This is a genomic window from uncultured Paraglaciecola sp. (genome assembly GCF_913058035.1).
In the GTDB taxonomy this organism is placed as follows: Bacteria; Pseudomonadota; Gammaproteobacteria; order Enterobacterales; family Alteromonadaceae; genus Paraglaciecola.
Genome location: NZ_CAJXPA010000079.1, coordinates 1 through 19,825, shown reverse-complemented (window position 1 = coordinate 19,825; position 19,825 = coordinate 1). Strand labels below are relative to the sequence as shown.

20 protein-coding genes and 1 pseudogene are annotated in these 19,825 nt (G+C 39.1%); all 21 read right to left on the bottom strand.

Annotated features, from left to right (window positions below; translation table 11 throughout):
• The coding region (locus tag QZ562_RS11770; RefSeq protein WP_293760146.1) for an adenylyltransferase/cytidyltransferase family protein at window positions 1-101 on the bottom strand (101 nt) is incomplete at its 3' end.
• A complete protein-coding gene (locus QZ562_RS11765) occupies window positions 98-997 on the bottom strand; it encodes a LicD family protein (protein WP_293760144.1) in 900 nt (299 codons plus the stop codon). The genes QZ562_RS11770 and QZ562_RS11765, both read right to left, overlap by 4 nt.
• Before the next feature lie 331 nt (window positions 998-1,328).
• Entirely contained in the window at window positions 1,329-1,628 is a 300-nt protein-coding gene (locus tag QZ562_RS11760; RefSeq protein ID WP_293760142.1) for a DUF86 domain-containing protein, read from the bottom strand.
• 30 nt (window positions 1,629-1,658) lie between these two features.
• Window positions 1,659-2,012: pseudogene (locus QZ562_RS11755) on the bottom strand (nucleotidyltransferase domain-containing protein); the annotation flags it as partial.
• A 53-nt stretch (window positions 2,013-2,065) separates the two neighbouring features.
• Window positions 2,066-2,791, bottom strand: coding sequence for an SDR family oxidoreductase (locus tag QZ562_RS11750; RefSeq protein ID WP_293760140.1), 726 nt, complete (start codon window positions 2,789-2,791; stop codon window positions 2,066-2,068).
• Window positions 2,784-4,085, bottom strand: coding sequence for an AMP-binding protein (locus QZ562_RS11745; protein WP_293760138.1), 1,302 nt, complete (start codon window positions 4,083-4,085; stop codon window positions 2,784-2,786). Before QZ562_RS11745 ends, QZ562_RS11750 begins: the two co-directional genes overlap by 8 nt.
• Before the next feature lie 7 nt (window positions 4,086-4,092).
• Complete coding sequence (locus QZ562_RS11740; RefSeq protein ID WP_293760136.1) at window positions 4,093-4,350, bottom strand: acyl carrier protein; 258 nt, start codon at window positions 4,348-4,350, stop codon at window positions 4,093-4,095.
• Window positions 4,351-4,365: 15 nt separating this feature from the next.
• The gene (pseH, locus tag QZ562_RS11735; RefSeq protein ID WP_293760134.1) at window positions 4,366-4,947 is read right to left on the bottom strand and encodes a UDP-4-amino-4,6-dideoxy-N-acetyl-beta-L-altrosamine N-acetyltransferase; all 582 of its coding nucleotides are present in this window, start codon (window positions 4,945-4,947) and stop codon (window positions 4,366-4,368) included.
• Entirely contained in the window at window positions 4,944-5,981 is a 1,038-nt protein-coding gene (gene pseG / locus QZ562_RS11730; RefSeq protein ID WP_293760132.1) for a UDP-2,4-diacetamido-2,4,6-trideoxy-beta-L-altropyranose hydrolase, read from the bottom strand. Before pseG ends, pseH begins: the two co-directional genes overlap by 4 nt.
• 15 nt (window positions 5,982-5,996) lie before the next feature.
• The gene (pseI, locus tag QZ562_RS11725; protein WP_293760130.1) at window positions 5,997-7,052 is read right to left on the bottom strand and encodes a pseudaminic acid synthase; all 1,056 of its coding nucleotides are present in this window, start codon (window positions 7,050-7,052) and stop codon (window positions 5,997-5,999) included.
• Window positions 7,045-8,103, bottom strand: a complete 1,059-nt coding sequence (locus tag QZ562_RS11720; RefSeq protein WP_293760128.1) for a hypothetical protein — start codon at window positions 8,101-8,103, stop codon at window positions 7,045-7,047. The genes pseI and QZ562_RS11720 overlap by 8 nt, the downstream gene beginning before the upstream one ends.
• A gap of 5 nt (window positions 8,104-8,108) precedes the next feature.
• Window positions 8,109-8,798 carry a pseudaminic acid cytidylyltransferase gene (pseF, locus tag QZ562_RS11715; protein WP_293760126.1) on the bottom strand — a complete coding sequence of 230 codons (690 nt, stop codon included), beginning with the start codon at window positions 8,796-8,798 and terminating at the stop codon, window positions 8,109-8,111.
• A complete protein-coding gene (pseC, locus tag QZ562_RS11710) occupies window positions 8,795-9,940 on the bottom strand; it encodes a UDP-4-amino-4,6-dideoxy-N-acetyl-beta-L-altrosamine transaminase (RefSeq protein WP_293760124.1) in 1,146 nt (381 codons plus the stop codon). Before pseC ends, pseF begins: the two co-directional genes overlap by 4 nt.
• 11 nt (window positions 9,941-9,951) lie before the next feature.
• The gene (pseB, locus tag QZ562_RS11705) at window positions 9,952-10,950 is read right to left on the bottom strand and encodes a UDP-N-acetylglucosamine 4,6-dehydratase (inverting) (protein ID WP_293760122.1); all 999 of its coding nucleotides are present in this window, start codon (window positions 10,948-10,950) and stop codon (window positions 9,952-9,954) included.
• 79 nt (window positions 10,951-11,029) lie between these two features.
• Complete coding sequence (locus QZ562_RS11700; protein WP_293760120.1) at window positions 11,030-11,338, bottom strand: hypothetical protein; 309 nt, start codon at window positions 11,336-11,338, stop codon at window positions 11,030-11,032.
• The gene (gene fliS, locus QZ562_RS11695) at window positions 11,335-11,766 is read right to left on the bottom strand and encodes a flagellar export chaperone FliS (protein ID WP_293760118.1); all 432 of its coding nucleotides are present in this window, start codon (window positions 11,764-11,766) and stop codon (window positions 11,335-11,337) included. Before fliS ends, QZ562_RS11700 begins: the two co-directional genes overlap by 4 nt.
• A 40-nt stretch (window positions 11,767-11,806) precedes the next feature.
• Window positions 11,807-13,264, bottom strand: a complete 1,458-nt coding sequence (fliD, locus tag QZ562_RS11690) for a flagellar filament capping protein FliD (protein ID WP_293760116.1) — start codon at window positions 13,262-13,264, stop codon at window positions 11,807-11,809.
• Window positions 13,265-13,322: 58 nt separating this feature from the next.
• Window positions 13,323-13,742: a flagellar protein FlaG gene (locus QZ562_RS11685; protein WP_293760114.1), complete on the bottom strand. Its 420-nt coding sequence runs from the start codon at window positions 13,740-13,742 to the stop codon at window positions 13,323-13,325.
• Window positions 13,743-13,821: 79 nt separating this feature from the next.
• Window positions 13,822-14,607 (bottom strand): flagellin FliC, encoded by a 786-nt coding sequence (locus tag QZ562_RS11680; protein WP_293760112.1) that lies wholly within the window; start codon window positions 14,605-14,607, stop codon window positions 13,822-13,824.
• 2,039 nt (window positions 14,608-16,646) lie between these two features.
• The gene (locus tag QZ562_RS11675) at window positions 16,647-17,474 is read right to left on the bottom strand and encodes a flagellin (RefSeq protein WP_293760110.1); all 828 of its coding nucleotides are present in this window, start codon (window positions 17,472-17,474) and stop codon (window positions 16,647-16,649) included.
• A gap of 416 nt (window positions 17,475-17,890) precedes the next feature.
• A complete protein-coding gene (locus tag QZ562_RS11670) occupies window positions 17,891-18,715 on the bottom strand; it encodes a flagellin (RefSeq protein ID WP_293760108.1) in 825 nt (274 codons plus the stop codon).
• Window positions 18,716-19,825: the final 1,110 nt, after the last annotated feature.

Here is a 19,825-nt window from a genome sequence, read left to right as displayed (position 1 = left end):
CCTACAATTAATTTATCTCCCAGCTCGGCCAAACGCTCTAACATATTGACGTGACCAACGTGTAATAAATCAAAAGTGCCATAAGTAATCACAGTTTTCATAACGTCTGACTCTTAAAAACCGTTGACGATTTAACATGACTGAGTGACCATTCTTCTTGAGGTGTTTGCCAATCACCGTAATGTCCTTCGAGATAGTCTTCTACAGCATTGGGTAAATACACGTCACCACCAGCAAATGTATGGCTTTGCATGTTACTAAAATGGTTAGAAGGCATACGAAATCCGCGGGAGGCTAAGCAATAGTCCATATGCTCTCCTTGGATATATTTAACAAAAAAGTCGATACCAGGAAAGCCCTCACCGTCTTTATCAGGGAGTAACTTAAGCGCTCGAATTGCACCAATTGGCACCGCGCCGTAGGATTGTTGATTAATGTATGTGTGTAAGGTCCAAGTCACACCCGTTATTTCAAGCATCTTGGGTAATTGCAGCTCTAAAACTTTAATGGTATGAGTTAAATGGTCAGCATCAACAGAAAAATCCAAATCATCATCCCAGGGAATGAGAGCATTATCTCTATACACGCCAAGTAAAGTGCCAGCATCAATATAATGAGGCACATCGTGTGATTTTAAATTCTCAGACAACATCAACAGCAAGTCCACTGCGGTTTGACCTTGTCTATGGGAATTTTTAAGTTGTATTGGTTTAATCAGTCTTGCAGGTAATACTTCGACCATAATTTCAGGGACTAACAGTTTCAACTGTTCCTTTATTTGTTCAAAAAACTCACTGGCAATTAAAATTTTATCAGGGCTAAATGATGCTATGTCTGACGGTGAGGTAATGGGAATATTTTGAATACTAGAGCCATATTTTTTACTATCGTTATCGACGAATGCGAGCACATCATATAATTCGGATACAGCAGATAATGCAGAACGGCCTGACAAACTTGCGCCAAATATCACTACTTTTGTTGCTGTGTTGCTCACTATTTTTGACGCTCGGTTGAAAACTTCTGCATATTTAACTCATCTTTAAAATAGTGGGATATAGATTTGGCAATAGTTTATTATCGGCTAGCACTGAATTGACTTGAATCCTACCTACAGACAATATTTAAGCTGTGCTAACTGCATCCACTGTCATAACGGTACCAGTGATAACCAAGGCTTGTTCACTCAGTAAATACAGCACCACAGTAGCTCACTTACCTTCACCTTTATCAGTTTTAAAGTGTGGCGAACTTAGTACTTTTAAACCTTTAAAAGCAAACTCTGCAAGGGCCTTGTAACGTTTTTTATTGACAACATCTAGGATCACTTATTGATCAATACTCAGATAACCATGAACTAGCGCATTACGCAGACCAATTATCTTGCGCCAATCAAGCTCTTTATTTGTCCACTGCCCGCTTTGATCTAGTAATATAAATGCGCGGTTAGCATCTGATGCTATGCCTAAACCTTGTTGTTTTACCCAATGTTTAGAAATACCAATACAAGCTTCTATCAAGACTTGAAGTAATCTTTCGGCCGCCAAAGATTCAGATTGGTTTAACGAACGATCAATGCTCGCTAATTGATCGAGTTGAGAAACAAGTTGTTGGATATGATCCTGCATACTAGCACTATAAGCATTAAGCATTAAGCATTAAACATTTTGTTGCCTACCATACTGATAATCAAGTTCCCACATCGACATGATCCGCTGCTCTTCTTTATATCGTCTAACCGTATCTTGACCATACAGAGGCGTATCGTCTTCTACTACCACCATGGCGATGGGTAATGGAGAAATATTGATATCCAAAATAGAAATGTCTACTTCTAACATTTCTTTCCACTTAATAGCCAACACTTCAGGTCTGAGTCGATTATCCAACACATCCTGCAAAGGCTTATCAAAAGCCACGGCTAAATCATAATTACTTTTAGGGTGTGCCGTATTTCTTGCTCTTGAGCCGTCAAGCCATATAACCACTAACCCTGAGGCATTGGCGGCTAAACTTTTAAGTTGTTATATTATTTTTTGTTGTGTCATTATTTATTAACCAATAATTATGCCGTACTTCCGGCATCCACTGTCAATACAGTACCAGTAATAGCCGATGCTCGTTCACTGAGCAAATATATCACCATTGCTGCCGCATCGTCCACGGTAGCTAGCTTTCCTAACGGGCTGCGCCTTTTAATACTTTCCAACTTATCGCCTAGTAAGCTGCTGGTCATGTCGGTTTGCATATAGCCAGGGGCGACACAATTAACGGTTATGCCTGCTTTACCCACTTCACGGGCTAAAGATTTACTAAACCCTTCTAATGCTGCCTTACTGGCGGCATACACACTGAGGCCATTAAAACCTGTTTTGGCAATAATAGAAGAGATATTGATGATACGGCCTTTTCGATTCAGTAACATCGAACGCACCAAATATTTACTCAACAAAATAGGCGCTTGAATATTTAAGCGCATTAAATGGTCAATGCTTGAATTAGGCATAGTGGCCAGCACACCATCATGACCGGCGGCAGCGTTATTAATCAAGGCGTAAGGGCGTCCATATTGTTTGATGAGTTGCTTGCACAACTCGGGTATTTTATCCAAGTAAGCTAAATCAGCGGCGTGAAAATTAACGAGCTCTGGATACGCTTGCTGCAGAGCTCTTAAGGGCTCTGAAAGTTGCCGTGCAATGGCAATCACTGCATACCCGTTGGCAGCTGCTTGTTGGCTGATGGCTAAACCTAGACCTTTGCTGGCACCTGTTATTATGACGTAATCAGTCATGCTGCTTCCTGTTTAATTTACCACTTGGATCATGATTGATATTCTTGACTATATTGATTTTGGTAGGTATCTCAAAACGTTGCAATTGCTTTTTGCACATTTTCAACACTTGTTGTTTGACCTCTTGCTCAACTGCGGCTTCAATTATCATCACATCGGCTACCACTAACTCACCCAGCAAGGCACTTTTTTTAGCGTACACCTTCGCCTGACTAATATCAGCACATTGCAATAATACTTGCTCGACTCTTTCTGGATGTACCTTATTGCCACCGACGTTGATCGTACCTGTTGCTCTCCCCAAAAAAAGTACTCTGTCACCGATCACTTGGACTTTATCTAAGGAGTCCACATAACCTTGCGCATTAGTTTGTAGTGCCAATGATTGACAAACGTGATGTTGTGGTCTAATCAGTAAATGTTGTTCATCTGACACCTGCAACGCGCTCTGAGGTGTCTGGTCTTTAAGCCATTTAGAAGGGAAACCGGCGCGCCCGTCGCTCACTATAAAACCGACTCCAGCTTCTGTCGAAGCGTAAATATGTCGCACATTTGCATTCGGGAACAAATTTTTCAAAGTATCCAACAGACTTTGATCGGCAATCTCACCCCCTAGCGTAATATGACTTAGAGTTAATTCACTCAATTGACCCGTCATTAGGAGTTGCCGCCACAAACTGGGGGTAGCAGATAAAGCCTTAACGTCTGCATGTTTTAAAAATGCCATCTGGGCTAAAGGCTCGTAATCAGCAACATTCACTAAGTCAGCACCACTTAGTAGCGCCTGTAACACCACTTGTAACCCCGCAAATCTGTAGGGTTGAAACAACAAAGCCCAGCACAGTGCTTGTAATTTTTGACTGTGTTTGGTGTTTGCAGTCAATGATAAAAAAGAGTGGGAACACCACTTTGGCTCACCTGTAGTACCAGACGTCGCCATGTACCAAGTTGTCGCGACACTATCTACAGCTTCAGACTTCAATCGCGAGGGTATTGAGTCTACAACAGCAGCATCACTTTCAAGCGGCCAATCTATAATATCGTTATGAGGTATTGTCAAGTTTGGAGGACGTAAATACATAGTTGAACAGTGACCATCAAATGCAATCAGCGAAGTGACAAAATCAGTCAAATTTGTATACCGGATGGCTATACTGCGTTGATGAAATTGCGGATACTGCTGCCTAATCTGCTCAGCTTTTGCTATCAACACAGCGATAGAATTGTGTTGACCTGCAGCGGTTATCATCCCTGTTTTGGACAGATTTGTTAATTGATTAAAAAGGCTTTGCATAATGGATTTATTGATTATTAGCACATTGTTGATACATAGCTAAGAACTCAGCAAAAGTGCTTGGGTAAGTATCAAGGGCCAATTCAGTAAACGGGTCATAACCCAAGTTTTCTTCTAGCTGTGCCACTAACATGGCATAGCCTAACGAGTCTAAACCACATTCAAGCAATAGCGTATCAGGGTTTATCGATTCGACTAACTGGCAGTCGCTCAACTCAGCAACTTGTTGCATTGCATCTTTAATTTGTTGTTCTAAGTTCAGCATATTTTGTATCCAAAGCTATTCTAAAAATTGTATATGATCGGCTGCGAGTGCAATCTTTTTGGGTAATTTTTTGAGTATCTTGCCACGATTTTCAGCCCACTGCTTAAGTTCATAACTGTAATGCTGTATATCGAAACGTTGGCCGTTACGTTCGCCGCCTTTTTTAAGGCTAAGCTCTTTATATTCAAACACTTTATGCATCTTATTTGCTGCATGGTTGAACGATAATACTTGCGCCAGCAAGTGACTAAATTGGCGTTGACTGGCACAAAAATCTATAGCTGCAAATTCCAACATAATACCACTACCTGGCCACACGTTAGTCTCGCCCAAATAACAGCCCCATTCTGGCGTGGATGTATTCATATCTGAAAAATTAAGTACTCCAATGGGTCGCTGGTCTTGTAAAAAAACATAAAACTGACGACTGGTATCAGTTTGAAATTTGTCAAACCACGCACAGTGATCCTGCCACTCTACCAGTTCATTATTATGCATGTTTTGTCTGATTCTTGGACTATTGCGCCATTGCCAAATGAGTTCTAATTGTTGTTCTTCTAAAGGCTCGAAAGTATGTTCAGGTATCGAAACTTTCATTGGATATAATCATTTGTCAGTTTATGTTCAGACATCATTTCTACAATATTTTTGGCGCCATCAACCACAGGAAACTGTAATGTCTTTTTATGCATAAGACTTAACAATTCGGGTTGTTGGAAGATAGAGATACATTTCATGACTAATTCATCAGCATTCAAATCATCACCATTAAATACCTTACACCAACCTTGACTAGCGGCTTCTTGACTAGCATTTCTCTGATTCTCAGCCACTACCACCAATATTGAAGGTACCGCACAGGCGAGTAACTCAAACTGACTTCCTCCTGCAGCAGATATGGCTAACTTAGTGTTAACTAACACAGAGGCCATATTTTGACAGTCATGTAGATGAGTAATCTGTAACTCACTGGTTGTGACTAAATCTGTTAAGTCTTGCAATCTAGTATAAGCAGCACCAGTAATCACGGTTATTGGCATAGTTGAACTAAGTTTTTGCAAAGATTGCAGCACCTTAATGGTTAAGTTTTTGGGGTCACTACCACCAAATATGAGGGTTAAGTTTTTACGTTTTTCCCATTCATTATTAATTGATTTCAGAAATTCCTGTCTTAAAACTTGGTAGTTCTCACCTATAGCCAAAAGCGCATTAGGTGCAGTCAGACGATAATTATGTAGAGTCGCGTTTGGCGCACCATTGATCACTAAATCGGCATGCAACAAACCGCTATTATTCATATCATCAAATACGGCGAATTTAAATTCACTGGATTGTAAGGAGTGTCGATATGTTTGATCAAACTGATAACCGTCGAGCACCAGCCAATTGACCTGTAAATCGGTACATTGTCTAGCTAACCAATCAGGCTCTTTCTGTTTATCTATATCGGTTATTTCTAGAATTTTTCCTTGCCAATCTGTTCGGTTGTCACAAAATTGCTGTGAACGCTGGGACATAAAAAAAAACACATCATGTCCACAGCTGACTAAGCTCTGTGCTAACGCCAAACAACGCATAATGTGGCCTAAACCTATGTCTGGTTCACCTTCAACTCTAAAAGCCACACGCATTAGCTATTACTCACACTAGCACTCAAACATCGACCAATCTAACGGCGTGCCTTTAACCAATGAATGTTTAGCGACTTTACCGAGTACTTTATCCCAGTTTTTAGGTGCTAACCCAAAGGCTGGGCGCACTATTCGCAGATTTTGCGCACTTAATACTTGCCCTTGCGCTACATCTTCACTCACATAAATAGACCTGCGATACTGCTTAGACTTTTTTTCTGCTTGTGTGCCGCCATATTTGACCTGCCCCAAAGCTTGGTGAGCTCTTTTGGTCTCTAACACCAAACAAGCGAGTTCATCTGGCTCTAACGAAAAAGCCGCATCCACTCCACCAGCGTCTCTGTCTAAGACAAAATGTTTTTCAATTACTGTTGCACCTAATGCCACAGCCGCTATTGACACACCCACACCCGCAGTATGATCAGACAGCCCCACTTGGCAACCAAAAGCGTCGCGCAAATGTGGGATAGTCAGAATATTGGATTGAGTGGGTTCTGCCGGATAAGTACTGGTACATTTTAGTAGAATAATATCGTTACAACCTGCAAATTTAGCCACGTCCACGGCCTGTTCTATTTCAGATAAACTTGCCATACCAGTAGACATAATCAATGGTTTTTTCTTACTGGCTGCTTTGCGGATAAGTGGTAAATCAGTCAATTCAAATGAAGCAATTTTGAAACAAGGTACATTTAAATCATCTAGAAAATCTACTGCTTGTTCATCAAATGGTGAACTAAAAGCCAGCATGCCTAATGACTTAGCCTTTTCAAACAGAGGTTGGTGCCACTCATAAGGTGTGGCCGCTTTTTGATACAACGCATGTAACGTCGAACCTTGCCAAAGACTGTTTTTTTCGTGGATAACAAATTGTTCGTTATCCACGTCTAATGTCATGCTATCAGCGGTAAAAGTTTGTAATTTAATAGCGTGAGCACCGGCTTTAGCGGCCGCTTCGACCATATCCATGGCTAAATCTAATTGCTGATTATGGTTTCCACTTAGCTCAGCAATGATAAAAGGCGGAAAATTTGCGCCGATACTGCGGTCACCGAGTTTTATTTCATTCATCTTGTTGCTCCTCAAGGTGCATGAAAATCGACTCAATGCTTTCCACTAAATTCTCAGGTTTATCGCAGTTACACTCAAAAGCAGCAATATTATTTTCGTTTACGCTATGTTGCATACACGGAGAAACGGGATCGGTCGCAAATTCAGGCATTAGCAAAGCAGGCTCGCTGGCTCCACTGATCAATAATGCTGGACAATCGACAGCTTGTGCATACCAACGATTGCCACTTGGTTTACATAGCATTAGATCACTGGATTTGAGCATTTTTAATAGTGAACGAATATCATCTTTAACATCAGGGTCAATCCATACAACAAAGCCTTTTTGTTCTAATAGCTTTTTTAAACCACTTACATATGGATAAAGGTAGCCATCGTCAGATTGACCAAAACACAAACCAATCACTTTATTAGCTTTGCCCTTTTTAGCTAATCGTTTATCCCCGCTGACAATGATAGTTTGGTCCAATTTATCATCGACTAACCCACAGCACTTGTTTAAGTAAAAGTCTGGATACCCGCCTTGATACTTAGTATCAAACTGCCTCCAATGACCATGCCATTTATGCATGTTGACAAACGAACTAGCCATAAAGGCTTGCGGTGAATTGACATATTCAGCTTGCAAAGATTTTTCTTGGACTTGTTGCAACAACTGCTGAACCGACATATTCAAATAATTACCACTGACTGGTTCAGCGGTATCCGCAAGAAAACGCGCTAAAAAGCACGGCATAAAAGTGGTATCTAAATTAACAATCTGGCTGTAGCCTTCGCCAATAATCTCCTCAGCTAATCCCAAAAATGACTCCATTGCGAGAAAAAAATCATCTGGCCACTGCTGCTGAGTCAGATGTTTAACCTGCACACTCGGCTCTGCCAATTTGATCAGCTCAGCGCCATCACCAAAGGTCAAAAAATGTATTTCTGCTTGTGGATTATTTTTTTGAAAATAACGCAATACAGGAAGGCCAATAGCACAGACGTCTGGTGAACTTAACATCCTGATCAACAGCACTTTTTCAGTTTTAGACTCTAACAATTTATTCACTTTTCTTACCCTTGAACGTAAGCCTTAAACATTAACTCTGCGCGCAGCCAATCTTCTGGTGTATCAATATCCTGAACTAAATGACGAGGCAAAACCACTGGCAGGCTATGGTGACTAAAAATCTGTTGATCAGATAAATAGTCATCGGTTCTCCCCCAATAAAATTGCCCCGCATCATGGTAGGCTTCTTCTAAATCCTGAGAACGTTGATTGATGCTTTCAGGGAACATGGGTAAAACTCCGGCCGGTGATTTTATCAGCGCCCTTTGAACTGGAAAAGGAAAACTAGTCACGGAAAAAGCAAAAGACTTTTCGCTATTTTGTTTAAGTGAGTCCAAACCTTGCCGTAAGTAATTGGCTTGCAAAAAAGGCGCTGTGGCGTAGATACAACAACAGAATTTGGGTTTATAAAATTGCTCGATACAAAACTTGATGGCGTGATTGGTTACTGGCCGTGTGCCCACAATATCATTTGAAAGTTCCTTCGGACGGATAAAAGGCACATCTGCTCCGTAAGCTTTTGCAACCTCTGCTACCTCTTCGCTATCAGTGGAAATGATGATTTTATTAAATAGACCGGAATCTATTGCTGCATCTATCGAATAAGCGATAAGTGGTTTACCTGCAAACGACTTAATATTTTTGCCCGGAATTCTTTTACTGCCGCCACGTGCAGGAATGATAGCGAGATTCAAAGCAATACCTCGTGTAACACATCCACCACTTTTAATTGTTCCTCATGAGATAAACTTGGAAACAAGGGGAGTGTCAAAGCGTGTTGATAAAAATGCTCAGACACGGGGAAATCGCCTTGTTTAAAACCAACTTTCTGATAAAAAGGTTGTAAATGGATAGGAATATAATGCACGTTCACACCAATACCTTTTTTGTGAAGCAGCTGATAAATGTTTTGACGGTCATGTTGCGTAAGCTCGACCATATATAGATGCCAGGCACTTTTAAAGTGCGGCTCTACAACCGGAAGTTTCAAAGGTAAATCAGCTAACGTTTCATCATATACTTTTGCGAGTTCGGAACGTTTTTGAATAAACACATCCAGTTTTTTCAACTGTGACAAACCTAGGGCTGCATGCAGATCACTTAAACGATAGTTGTAACCCAATTCAAGTTGCTGATAGTACCAAGGCCCGTGACTTTCGCCTCGATATTGTAATGGATCTTTTGTCACTCCATGCTTAGCAAATAATGTGAGTTTTTCGTGAAAATGATTTTGATTGGTTAGGACCGCACCGCCTTCGGCACTGGTTATTGATTTAACCGGATGAAAACTCAAAACTGCCATATCAGAATAGACACAACTACCAATTTTGGACTGTTGATAACTCCCACCTAGGCCGTGAGCAGCATCTTCAATTAAGACAATGGAATACATCTGCGTTATCTTATGGATCCTCTGCATGTCACAGCTCAAGCCAGAAAAATGCACTACAATTAAAGCTTTAGGTAGGCAATTCTGTTTTGCAGCATGCTGAAGTTTATTATCTAAAGCATTAATATCAATATTGCGGGTAAGAGGGTCTATATCCACAAAGTCTATAGATGCTCCGCAGTAAAGCGCACAGTTTGCCGATGCAACAAAAGAGTTCGGTACTGTCCACACCGAATCCCCTGCTGCTACACCTGCAGCCAAACATGCCACATGCAAGCCTGAAGTTGCACTGTTTACTGCCACACAGTAATTAGCTCCAGTGTAACCACACAAAGCATTTTCAAATTGAGGAACAACAGCACCTTGCGTCAAAAACTGATTCCGCAACACATCCACAACCGCGTCTATATCATCTTCATCAACCAAATGTTTACCGTAAGGGATCATGCCACTCTTCCTTACAAAACTACTTTATCAAGCATTTTTAATTCTTGTACAGTCAGAAAGTGAGGATTAGTACCTGAGTGATATTCAAATTTGTCTTCTACTGGTAGCCCCTCTTCTCCTAATTTATTCTTAAAATAGTCGACTGTTTTATCAAAAAACTTAATCGCAGGCGTGATGACATAGTGGTCATCAAACTCAAGAGAATGATGCGCCATTTCTTGTGGCACCATAACTTCATGAAGTTTCTCGCCGGGGCGAATACCGACTAAGTCGTACTCTCGCTGTCCACTAATAGATTCAACCAGATCCAAAATACGAATAGAAGGGATTTTAGGTACAAATATCTCGCCACCTTGCATACGCTGGAAGTTTTGTACAACGAACTCCACACCCTCATCTAATGTAATCCAAAAACGAGTCATTTCATCATGGGTGACCGGTAACTTGCTGATACCTTGGCTCAACAACTGATGAAAAAATGGCACAACTGAACCTCTTGAACCAACAACATTGCCATATCGAACCACAGCAAATCTAGGGCCTTTAGCGCCAGACATATTATTAGCCGCGACAAAAAGTTTATCTGAGGCAAGCTTAGTAGCACCGTACAAGTTGACCGGATTAGCAGCTTTATCAGTTGATAATGCAATTACACGACTAACATCCGTATCAATAGCCGCATCAATGACATTTTGTGCGCCATAAATATTGGTCTTGATGCATTCATTGGGGTTATATTCTGCAGCGGGCACTTGCTTCAATGCAGCTGCATGCACCACGTAATCCACATCACGCATAGCAGTCTTTAGACGATCTTTGTCGCGCACATCACCAATAAAAAATCGCATACAGGGCGCGGTAAATTGTTGCTGCATTTCAAACTGCTTGAGTTCATCGCGAGAGAAAATAATTATTTTTTTAGGAGAATAGTTTTTTAACAAATAGGTAGAAAAACGCTGACCAAAAGAACCTGTGCCACCAGTGATGAGAATTGCTTTATTATCGAACATTAGTGCCCTTATTCTTATATTTTAATGACGTCAACCATTGACTATATTTTTAGCATAATACAACCGGTTGAGATCTTGTTCACCTATATTTTTTTACTGCCTTACGTCCACGAACTAAACCAGTGAGTAGTTTTAATGACGCTTTAAATGATTCTTCTGCATAAGCAACTAACACGCCATTTACTTTTAGTTCAGCATTAACGAAGTCAGTTTTCAAATTTTTGTCGAGGGTTTGTAAATAACTCTTTATAAACTCGTCACGTTCAGTGACTAATTGTAAAAATTTAGATTCATCTGGGTCGCTGTTAGACTCCAGCACTGATAAATCCTGATTTATCTTCTTTAATGGAGAAGGTGTAAAAGAATGATTTAAAGTGAGTGTTTTCAAGTTATCGCTTGACGTTTCTGCCTCTGCATCTCATAAGCCTCTTGTTTAGCAGACTCAGGAATTTGTGACCAAGCCGTCTTTATAGGTGAAAGTAGACTAATCACTTCATCAACAATCTTCAAGTTATTCTGAACATTAGCGTCAATCAGTCGTTGTATCATGTAATCATAGAGTGAATATAAATTACCAGCTACTTCGCCTTCTGTTTCCAATGCAATCGTATCACGCAAGTTCATTAAAATAGCTGTAGCTCGAGATATGTGCTCTGATTTGCCAGCATAGTCTTTTCGTTCTATACAGCCCTTGGTATAAGCAAGCTTATCCATTGCACCTTGCATTAACATCAAAGTTAACTTATGCGGGTCTGCCTGACTAATCTCTTGTTTTAAATTACCTTTTTTATAGGCATTGATACCCTTTAACGCCATGATGATTTCCCATATTTATAATAGCTAAGCTGCATATCTATTATCCTAAAGTAGCCAGTAAGGCTGAACCTGTAGAATTCAGTCTTGCAACGGTTTGATCGAGGTTTAAATACTTCTTACGTAAGATTTGTTCGGTACCTGCCAATCTTAACTCTAGATTTAATCTTTCATCAAATATTTGTTCTTTTTGATCTTTTGCGGTATCAACTCGTGACTTAAGTAACCCACTAGAGCTAGTATATTCCTCAACATAATCGTAAAGACGAACGGCAATACCTTGGCTTTCGTCGGTAAACAAAGCAGAAATTTGATCGAAATTTTCTTTTAAAGCATCTTTCAAGCGATCTTCACCGCTACCTAAGCCAATATTGTCGCTAGCGCTTATTTCTAATTCATTTTGATCGTTGTATTCGATCCCAAGCTGAAATATGCCACCTAAAGATGACGAATCGACTGACGAAAATAAAATGTTGTTGATGCCTGTTTGTATGCCTCTGACTAAAGAATCACCGGCTAATGCTCCATCGTTTTCTAAATCAGACTCACCATAGTTAGTGAGGAGTTTTATCTCGGCTTGAAGGGCATTAAAATTTGTTACAAACTCTCTTATAGTTTCTTCGACCGCCTCTGTGTCAAAGCCAATACTCAGTTTTGATGTTTTAAAATTTATGCCGTCTGCTTCTAATTCAGATTTTTCAGATACATCAAAACTGACATTTTCTATTACATTTTCAAATTTATTGGTTTCACTTTCTACATCAATTCCGTCGATGGTAGCTTTAGCGTTTTGAGCTGAGGTCACTGGCGAAAGGTAAGTAGATGCTTCTGAGGAGTTTGTTGTGGATACTAGCTCAAGCTCAGCTACATCATTATCGTTAATAATGGTTAAATCGTTTCCTTGACCAGGAGTATCTGAAGTAAATACTAACTTGGCTCCACCAACAGCTGTCCCAGTATCGATAATACTAGCGACAACACCAAAGTTGTCTTCAGAAGCATTAACAGCATTTCGCAAATCTTCTAATGAATTACCGGCGGTTAAATCAATCGTAAATGAATCACTTGTGGCACCAATCTTAAAAGTTAGGCTGGCAGTGCCTGTGCTTAGTATCGTATCAGAAGCACTATTGAAACCACCATCTGCTGCATCAGCTGTTTGAATTCGACTACCGCTAGCGAGTTGGGTCACTGCTATATTGTAGTCCCCTTCTAATGCGCTATTAGATGCCTCAGCTTTAAAGGGCTCGATACCTTCAGAAGGGTTATTAATAGAAGGCTCTCGACCTTTGAGGTTTGCATCGCTACGCAGATTATCCAAAGTCTTTTGAAAGTCTTCGAGTTTAGACTTTAACTTGCCAATTCCAGAGATCTCAGCTTCAACATTCTCTTCTCTCGAGTCCAAAGCATCTGTTTTAGGTTTCCGCTCAGCTTCGAGTAGCTGCCCAACTAAACTTTCAAGGTCCAAACCTGACCCAACACCCAATGACGAAATTGACATACTGCACCTCTGTTCCAACAATCTTTAGAAGAATAATGTTTACATCAAAAAAATGATTTCAAACATGTTTATTGAATAATAAGCCTACTACTTTACCAACGTCTAACTGCAGTTCTTGTAAACGTTCTGAAAGCTTCAACACTTCCTCAGTGGGTATTTGTCGAATAATATCTCCAGATTCTGCATCTATCACTTTTACAACCTGCTTATTACTGCCTTCGTCAACTGAAAAACTCAACTGCCTTTTGTTAGTTTGAACAAACCCACTTAGTTCTGAAACAGCAGCTTCAATTTGCTTAGCGCTAACTTCAACGATGCTTAATTCCTCCTTTTCGGCAGGAATAGAAAAATCTTTAGTGTCTTGTTGATTATCTGTAACGGCATCCTTTATTGCGCCGTCATTTTTAGCTGACACTGGAGCCGGGTCTACTTTGGACACAGCAAGATTTTGGCCAACTTGTGATACATTTATATCCATAAATCACCTCTTAATAAATGCGTAAGGCTATCTTAATAATAACATTACGCAACACTACTGCGAAAAACAAAATTTGAATTTAACTAAGTTTAGAAAACGCTGACTGTACTCCTTGTTTTTCTCGACTTAGAACTGACAAACACGCTTGCTGATTTCTCGCTAGTTCAGCAATTTCACTTCCTAAGACCGTATCATGGATACGAAAACCTGTGACGCTCTCAGATATATTACGTGAGTTGGGTGTAGTAAACTGAAAACTGTTTTGCAAGGCACCCATCTCTGAACAGACTCCATCCATACTTATTGCAATTAATGCTACAAAAGTACTTTCCGCATAAGTACTTTCCGCAAAAGCAATATCTGCTGCTGCGATGTCTAAATCACTTTTTAGTGATAAGTTGACAGATATAGTCTGGCCACCGTTTTCTTGTACTAAGAATTTAGCTGAAAAATGACGATGCAAAATATCTAAGTTGGTGAAATGTGTATCAGATAAAATATGCCCACTATCTTTTTTTGATGTTTGCACCTCCTTTTGCAATGAACTATAAACATCAGTAGAGTTAATTCCATTTTTAAATTGCACTAATGGATTACTAATACCCTGTAATGAAGTGATTACTCCACCTATTGCACCACCAGCATTATGTCCAGATAAATTCGTATTTTGTACAGTTTGATGCAAGCCTTGTACTAGTGTGGTAAATAGGTTTGAAATTTTTAAAGCCGCGGCAGTAATTGAAGCACGATGAATATTAAATACTGACGATAATCTTTTAAAAGATGAGTTGAAAGCTTGTTCGGATGTAAATACATGACGCCGTACGTTCAAAGACGATACATTTGTATTAACAAATAGACCCATAAAAACCTCCTAAAAACTTACCACTCGCTTGTAAAATATTTATAACGTTAAGCTTGCATGAGTAAAGATAAACAAGAACTATTTCTTGAACATCACCTCACTTAACCCATTCAACAACACCTCTAAAGATGAATGACACTAGAAGCATTCATAGTAGTGTCCGTAACTAATGTATCGACACTTTCTACAGTAACTTTAGTTTTTTTTGCCACTTTTGACATTATCCATAATCTGATATTTTTTGAGAGCTAAAAAGCCTTAATAACAAATATCTTTTATTTGCCTTGACATAATTATCAATAACAGAAAAGTAAATTGATAGTTGTGGATTACTACGGTCGTATGAATTAGCAATGAGGAAATACCAAACACAATTTTTGGCACACTATATGCTTAGTGTTGGTATGTGAGTCTGTTGTGAATACAACTAATCACTCAAGGGCTTAGAAAGTATTTTTGCAGGTATATTCTAAGTCGACTTGCTCACGTTAGGAAGTGGAGCAAACCAAGTTTTTGTCCGACTGGCAGGGTTACATGAGCTGAATACTGGCCTCTCAACCAAACTTCTACACTCTCAGTCCTGGTAGTCGGCGTTTTAATTACACATGTTAGATGTAAATAACGCGAAAACTTTGTTCGCGCCTTATGGCTTAAAATTATTACAATTTGTTACTTTTTTAAAAAAAGCCGGGGCAAAATCCATGAGGGATGTCCCCGGCCAACTTGCTCACGTTAGGAGTTGGAGCAAACTCAGAATCGATTACGTCAATTACAGAAAAATAACTCAAACATAATCTATTTATAGTGCTGTCCCTAGCAGATAAAGGCAATGTCCCCTTATTGGAACTGGAGCCTTACCTTGGGCGGCCTCTCACCTCCTACCCCCTAAATTCAAATTTACCTACCTAATTGCTTTCTCAATAGCATAAAAAAGCATTTGAAATTAACTCGTTCTACTTAACAAACCAACACTGGCTGTTAGTTTGTCTGTAAACTAATCAACTTTGCTACTCAAAGAGAAGTATCTGCGACACAAATGAGATTTTCCCACTAATACTCCAATAAATATTATCCAGATTTTATGTAACCAAATTAAAAGTTACACTCCACTATAGTTAGACTCGTCCGAAATTTACTAATAACTGAGATTACATCCGATAGTTAACACAAGACTTCATATAAGTCTAAGTTTGTTTGCAAACGTGCGCCTTAAAAAAAATCTCAGCGTGATCGGTCACCCAGTCGTTCTACATGCTCAATAATAGTTTAATCTCATCGGCTTCTCATCATAATATCGATGACGTTACAGCATTTATGTATTCACCTCGTCAATCGAAAATAAAAATACATTGCATTTAAATTAACTTATCAATTTCAACACTTTTTGCAATTTAACAGGTTTTTAAGACAATATTAGACCATTTCTTGTTTACACCGCCGACTTATTAATTTGACGAAATACAAAGGTCACGTTGTTCAACACACCTTCTATTGTTTGTTTAAATGTAACAAAATTAATACATAGTCAGTTCTAAAACACAAAATCAAGCTGTCAAAACCAGCACTTAGAATTTTCTTCATTTTGAACAACTAATCAATATCATTCACAAATAAACACATATTTCCCTGGTCATAAACCGACTTACATGACTGATTTCATTGATAATAATATCAGTCTAAATATAAACAATCATATTATGTGCATAATTGGCGTATCACATTCTTTGTGTAATTTAACTGACTCACACCTTGGTTAATTGTTTTTTCAATCGTAGTATTAGGTGTTTAAAACACAAAACAAATCCAAAAAAGTTACTATTTGTAATCTATCTCACAAACAAAATTAATGGCCTAAACCTCAATATCTCTTGGCGACAGTTTTATTTTTTAGTTCTCTAACCAATATGTGTCTTCTTAAAATTTGTACTATCAAATAAACTTTTATTAGCAGCCAAAACCTAATAATATCCATAAAATTCCTTGTTCATCCAAATCTTTCTCAACAATGTCTAGTCAGTATTTTATATACGTTCTATTTATTAGCTTTGTAATAACTGTAACGCAGCTTGTGGTCTTTGATTAGCTTGACCTAATACAGTGATGCTGGCTTGTTGCATTATCTGAAAACGGGTTAAGTTTGCCGTTTCTACGGCAAAATCTGTGTCACGAATACGACTTCTTGCCGCTGACACGTTTTCAGAAATATTTGAAAGGTTTCGAATAGTAGATTGGAAACGGTTTTGTATTGCACCTAAATCTGCTCTTTGGGCATCAACAATCGAAATTGCTTGTGAAGCAGCGGTTAAAGTTGCCGATGCTTGTGCTTCAGTGAGAACAGATGTGTTTGCCACGTTTAATCCAGATGCTCCATATCCTCCGCTGCGCTCAACATTAACACTGATCGTTTGTCCTGCATTAGCGCCAACTAAAAATGATGATGAATATAGGCCGTCCAAAACGTTTACTCCACCAAATTGAGATGTAGATGCAATACGACTCATTTCATTTTTTAATGCTGTCACTTCCTTTTGAAGCGCCACACGATCTGAAGATGAATTAATGCCATTTTGGGATTGCACAGCCAATACGCGTATTCTTTGTAATGCGGAAGTGGTTTCTGCGAGTGCACCTTCAATAGTTTGCGACAAAGAAATACCGTCGTTAGCATTTCTAACAGCTTGATCTAACCCCAGTATTTGTGTTGATAAACGGTTGGATATTTGCAAACCTGCAGCATCGTCTTTCGCACTGTTTATACGTAGACCAGATGACAAGCGTTCAAAAGCGGTACTTAAATTATTGTTCGACGTAAACAACTGACGAGTTGCATTCAACGACGATACATTCGTGTTAACGAATAAACCCATTTTAAATCTCCTAACGATTTGATGTAAAGACCACTCGACTATTTTTATTATTAATTGTCTTGGTGGTTGCAGAGCAATGCTTTAATTATTATTTAGCTTCTGCAAAGGCGTTCGCTTATATTTTTATTAGATGCGTAACGTCTATAATCTTTTTATCGTCCAGGGAATAAAAAATCTTTAGTGAAAAAAACAACTTTTTTTTAAAAACTATATATTTCAATAAGTTAAAACACGAAAAAAACCGGAAAATTCTCCGGTTCAGTACCTCTACTTAATACAGCTGGCAAATCACTTAGCCATCTGGGCATCATAAGTCTAACAGCTCCACCCTGCGTTTCAGATTGTATGAGTGGATAATTACCTTAAAAAGTCAGTCAATTAAAGGGTTGCTCTATACAAAAACCAACCCGGCATGATTAACCTAATAACGATAAAGCTGCCTGTGGACGCTGATTAGCCTGACTTAACACTGTCAAGCTTGCCTGTTGAACAATCTGATTACGGGTTAGTTCAGCAGTCTCGACGGCAAAGTCAGTATCTCTTATCCGGCCTCTTGCGCCAGAGACGTTCTCAGAGATGTTCGACAGGTTACGAATAGTAGATTGGAAGCGGTTTTCCAATGCACCTAAATCGGCACGTGCACCACCCACAGAAGATATAGCTTCTGAGACAGCAACAAGTGCAGCTGATGCACCACCAACGGTAGATATATCGGAGCTTCCGATACCTAACCCTGATGCTCCATAACCACCAGTCTGGGACAAGCCTACGTCAATATTTTGACCAGCATTAGCACCTACTAAGAAACTAGCTGAAAAATCACCCCCCAAAATATTTAAATCACCAAATTGTGTATCACTAGCAATTCGACTGATTTCGTTTTTAAGGGCTGTGACTTCTTTCTGCAGGGCATTACGGTCAGCAGAAGAGTTGATACCATTTTGAGATTGTACTGCAAGCGTACGAATGCGCTGAAGTGACGTGGTCACTTCACCTAACGCGCCCTCTGCGGTTTGGACCAATGAAATAGCATCATTGGCGTTACGTGCGGCTTGGTTAAGACCTTGAATTTGGGTCGTCATTCTATCAGTAATCTGCAGACCAGCAGAATCGTCAGCCGCACTGTTTATGCGGAAGCCTGATGATAGACGTTCAAAAGATTTATTTAAAGATTGTCCTGCATCGAACAACTTACTCTGCGCGTTTAATGATGAAACATTGGTATTTACGAATAAACCCATGGTTTTTCTCCTACACTCTCAGTCCAGACTATGCTGGCGACCGAATGTTAATTCGGCTGGTTAAATAACACTAATAGAGTAACAATTTTGTATTTAAAAAATCATTACTACTGGCTCTCTCAAAATATGTATCGACCCATATGAAAATCTCTTTAACATAAATTTGCCTTATTCTTAATAAACGGCAAGGTTTTGCCGTCTTTATATTTAATTTTAGTTGAGTTTCAATAGGTTAAATTAGATAAAGAAATTTTAATAATGCAAAAAAGTGCGTTGAAAAGGTTGATATAAGGCAGGTCACTCTGCATTTGTTGATTTATGTGAATTTAAACAACAATTATTTTGCTGTTACACATAAGCTGAAAACCATATCAGCGCAGATGGGGAAATCTGAATTCTAACCTTAATTACAAAAGGCAGTGTTTTGCTCATAGCTTATGCGCGGCAAACTATTACTATTAATCAATCGATAGGTTCACAAAACTTAACTTGGTTATCAGAAACAAGGAATGCTTGGTCTATAGTTATAAAGTTTACTAAAACAATGCTGGTTAAGGTGAATAAGATGCCATAAAGATCAAGCTTATGGCGTTGTGTTAATGAAAAATAAAAAAACAAAGCGCAATCTGCTTATATACATGCAGACCCAGAAGAAGCTTTGCCTACATCAGCCTTTTTCAATAAATGTAGAAAAACATAAAAAGGCTATCCGAATTAAAGTAACCTTGCTTTGAAAATAATAAGTATTTTGCAAATTTTAGAACAAATACTGACCGCGGTTCAGCTTAGCTGGGTCAATGTCCGATTGCATATAAGAAATGGACTTGGATAGGTTTTGGACTCTATAGCAGTATGCCAGTCGTGAGGAGTATAAATACAAACTTTTCGCTGTGAGCAGATAGAATTATTAAACAAGGACAACTTACCACTTCATCACTGAAAATGAATTTGTTGAATGGATTTTTACAAGAAATGTTAAATTTTCACTCTGCTGTAAACAATAGTCCTTTGGGTTTCATGTAGTAATAAGGCTTGCTTTATGTCGGTTATTATTCATACCTTGAATACAATAAAGCATTGCATATCTAGCATAATTTAAACAATATCATT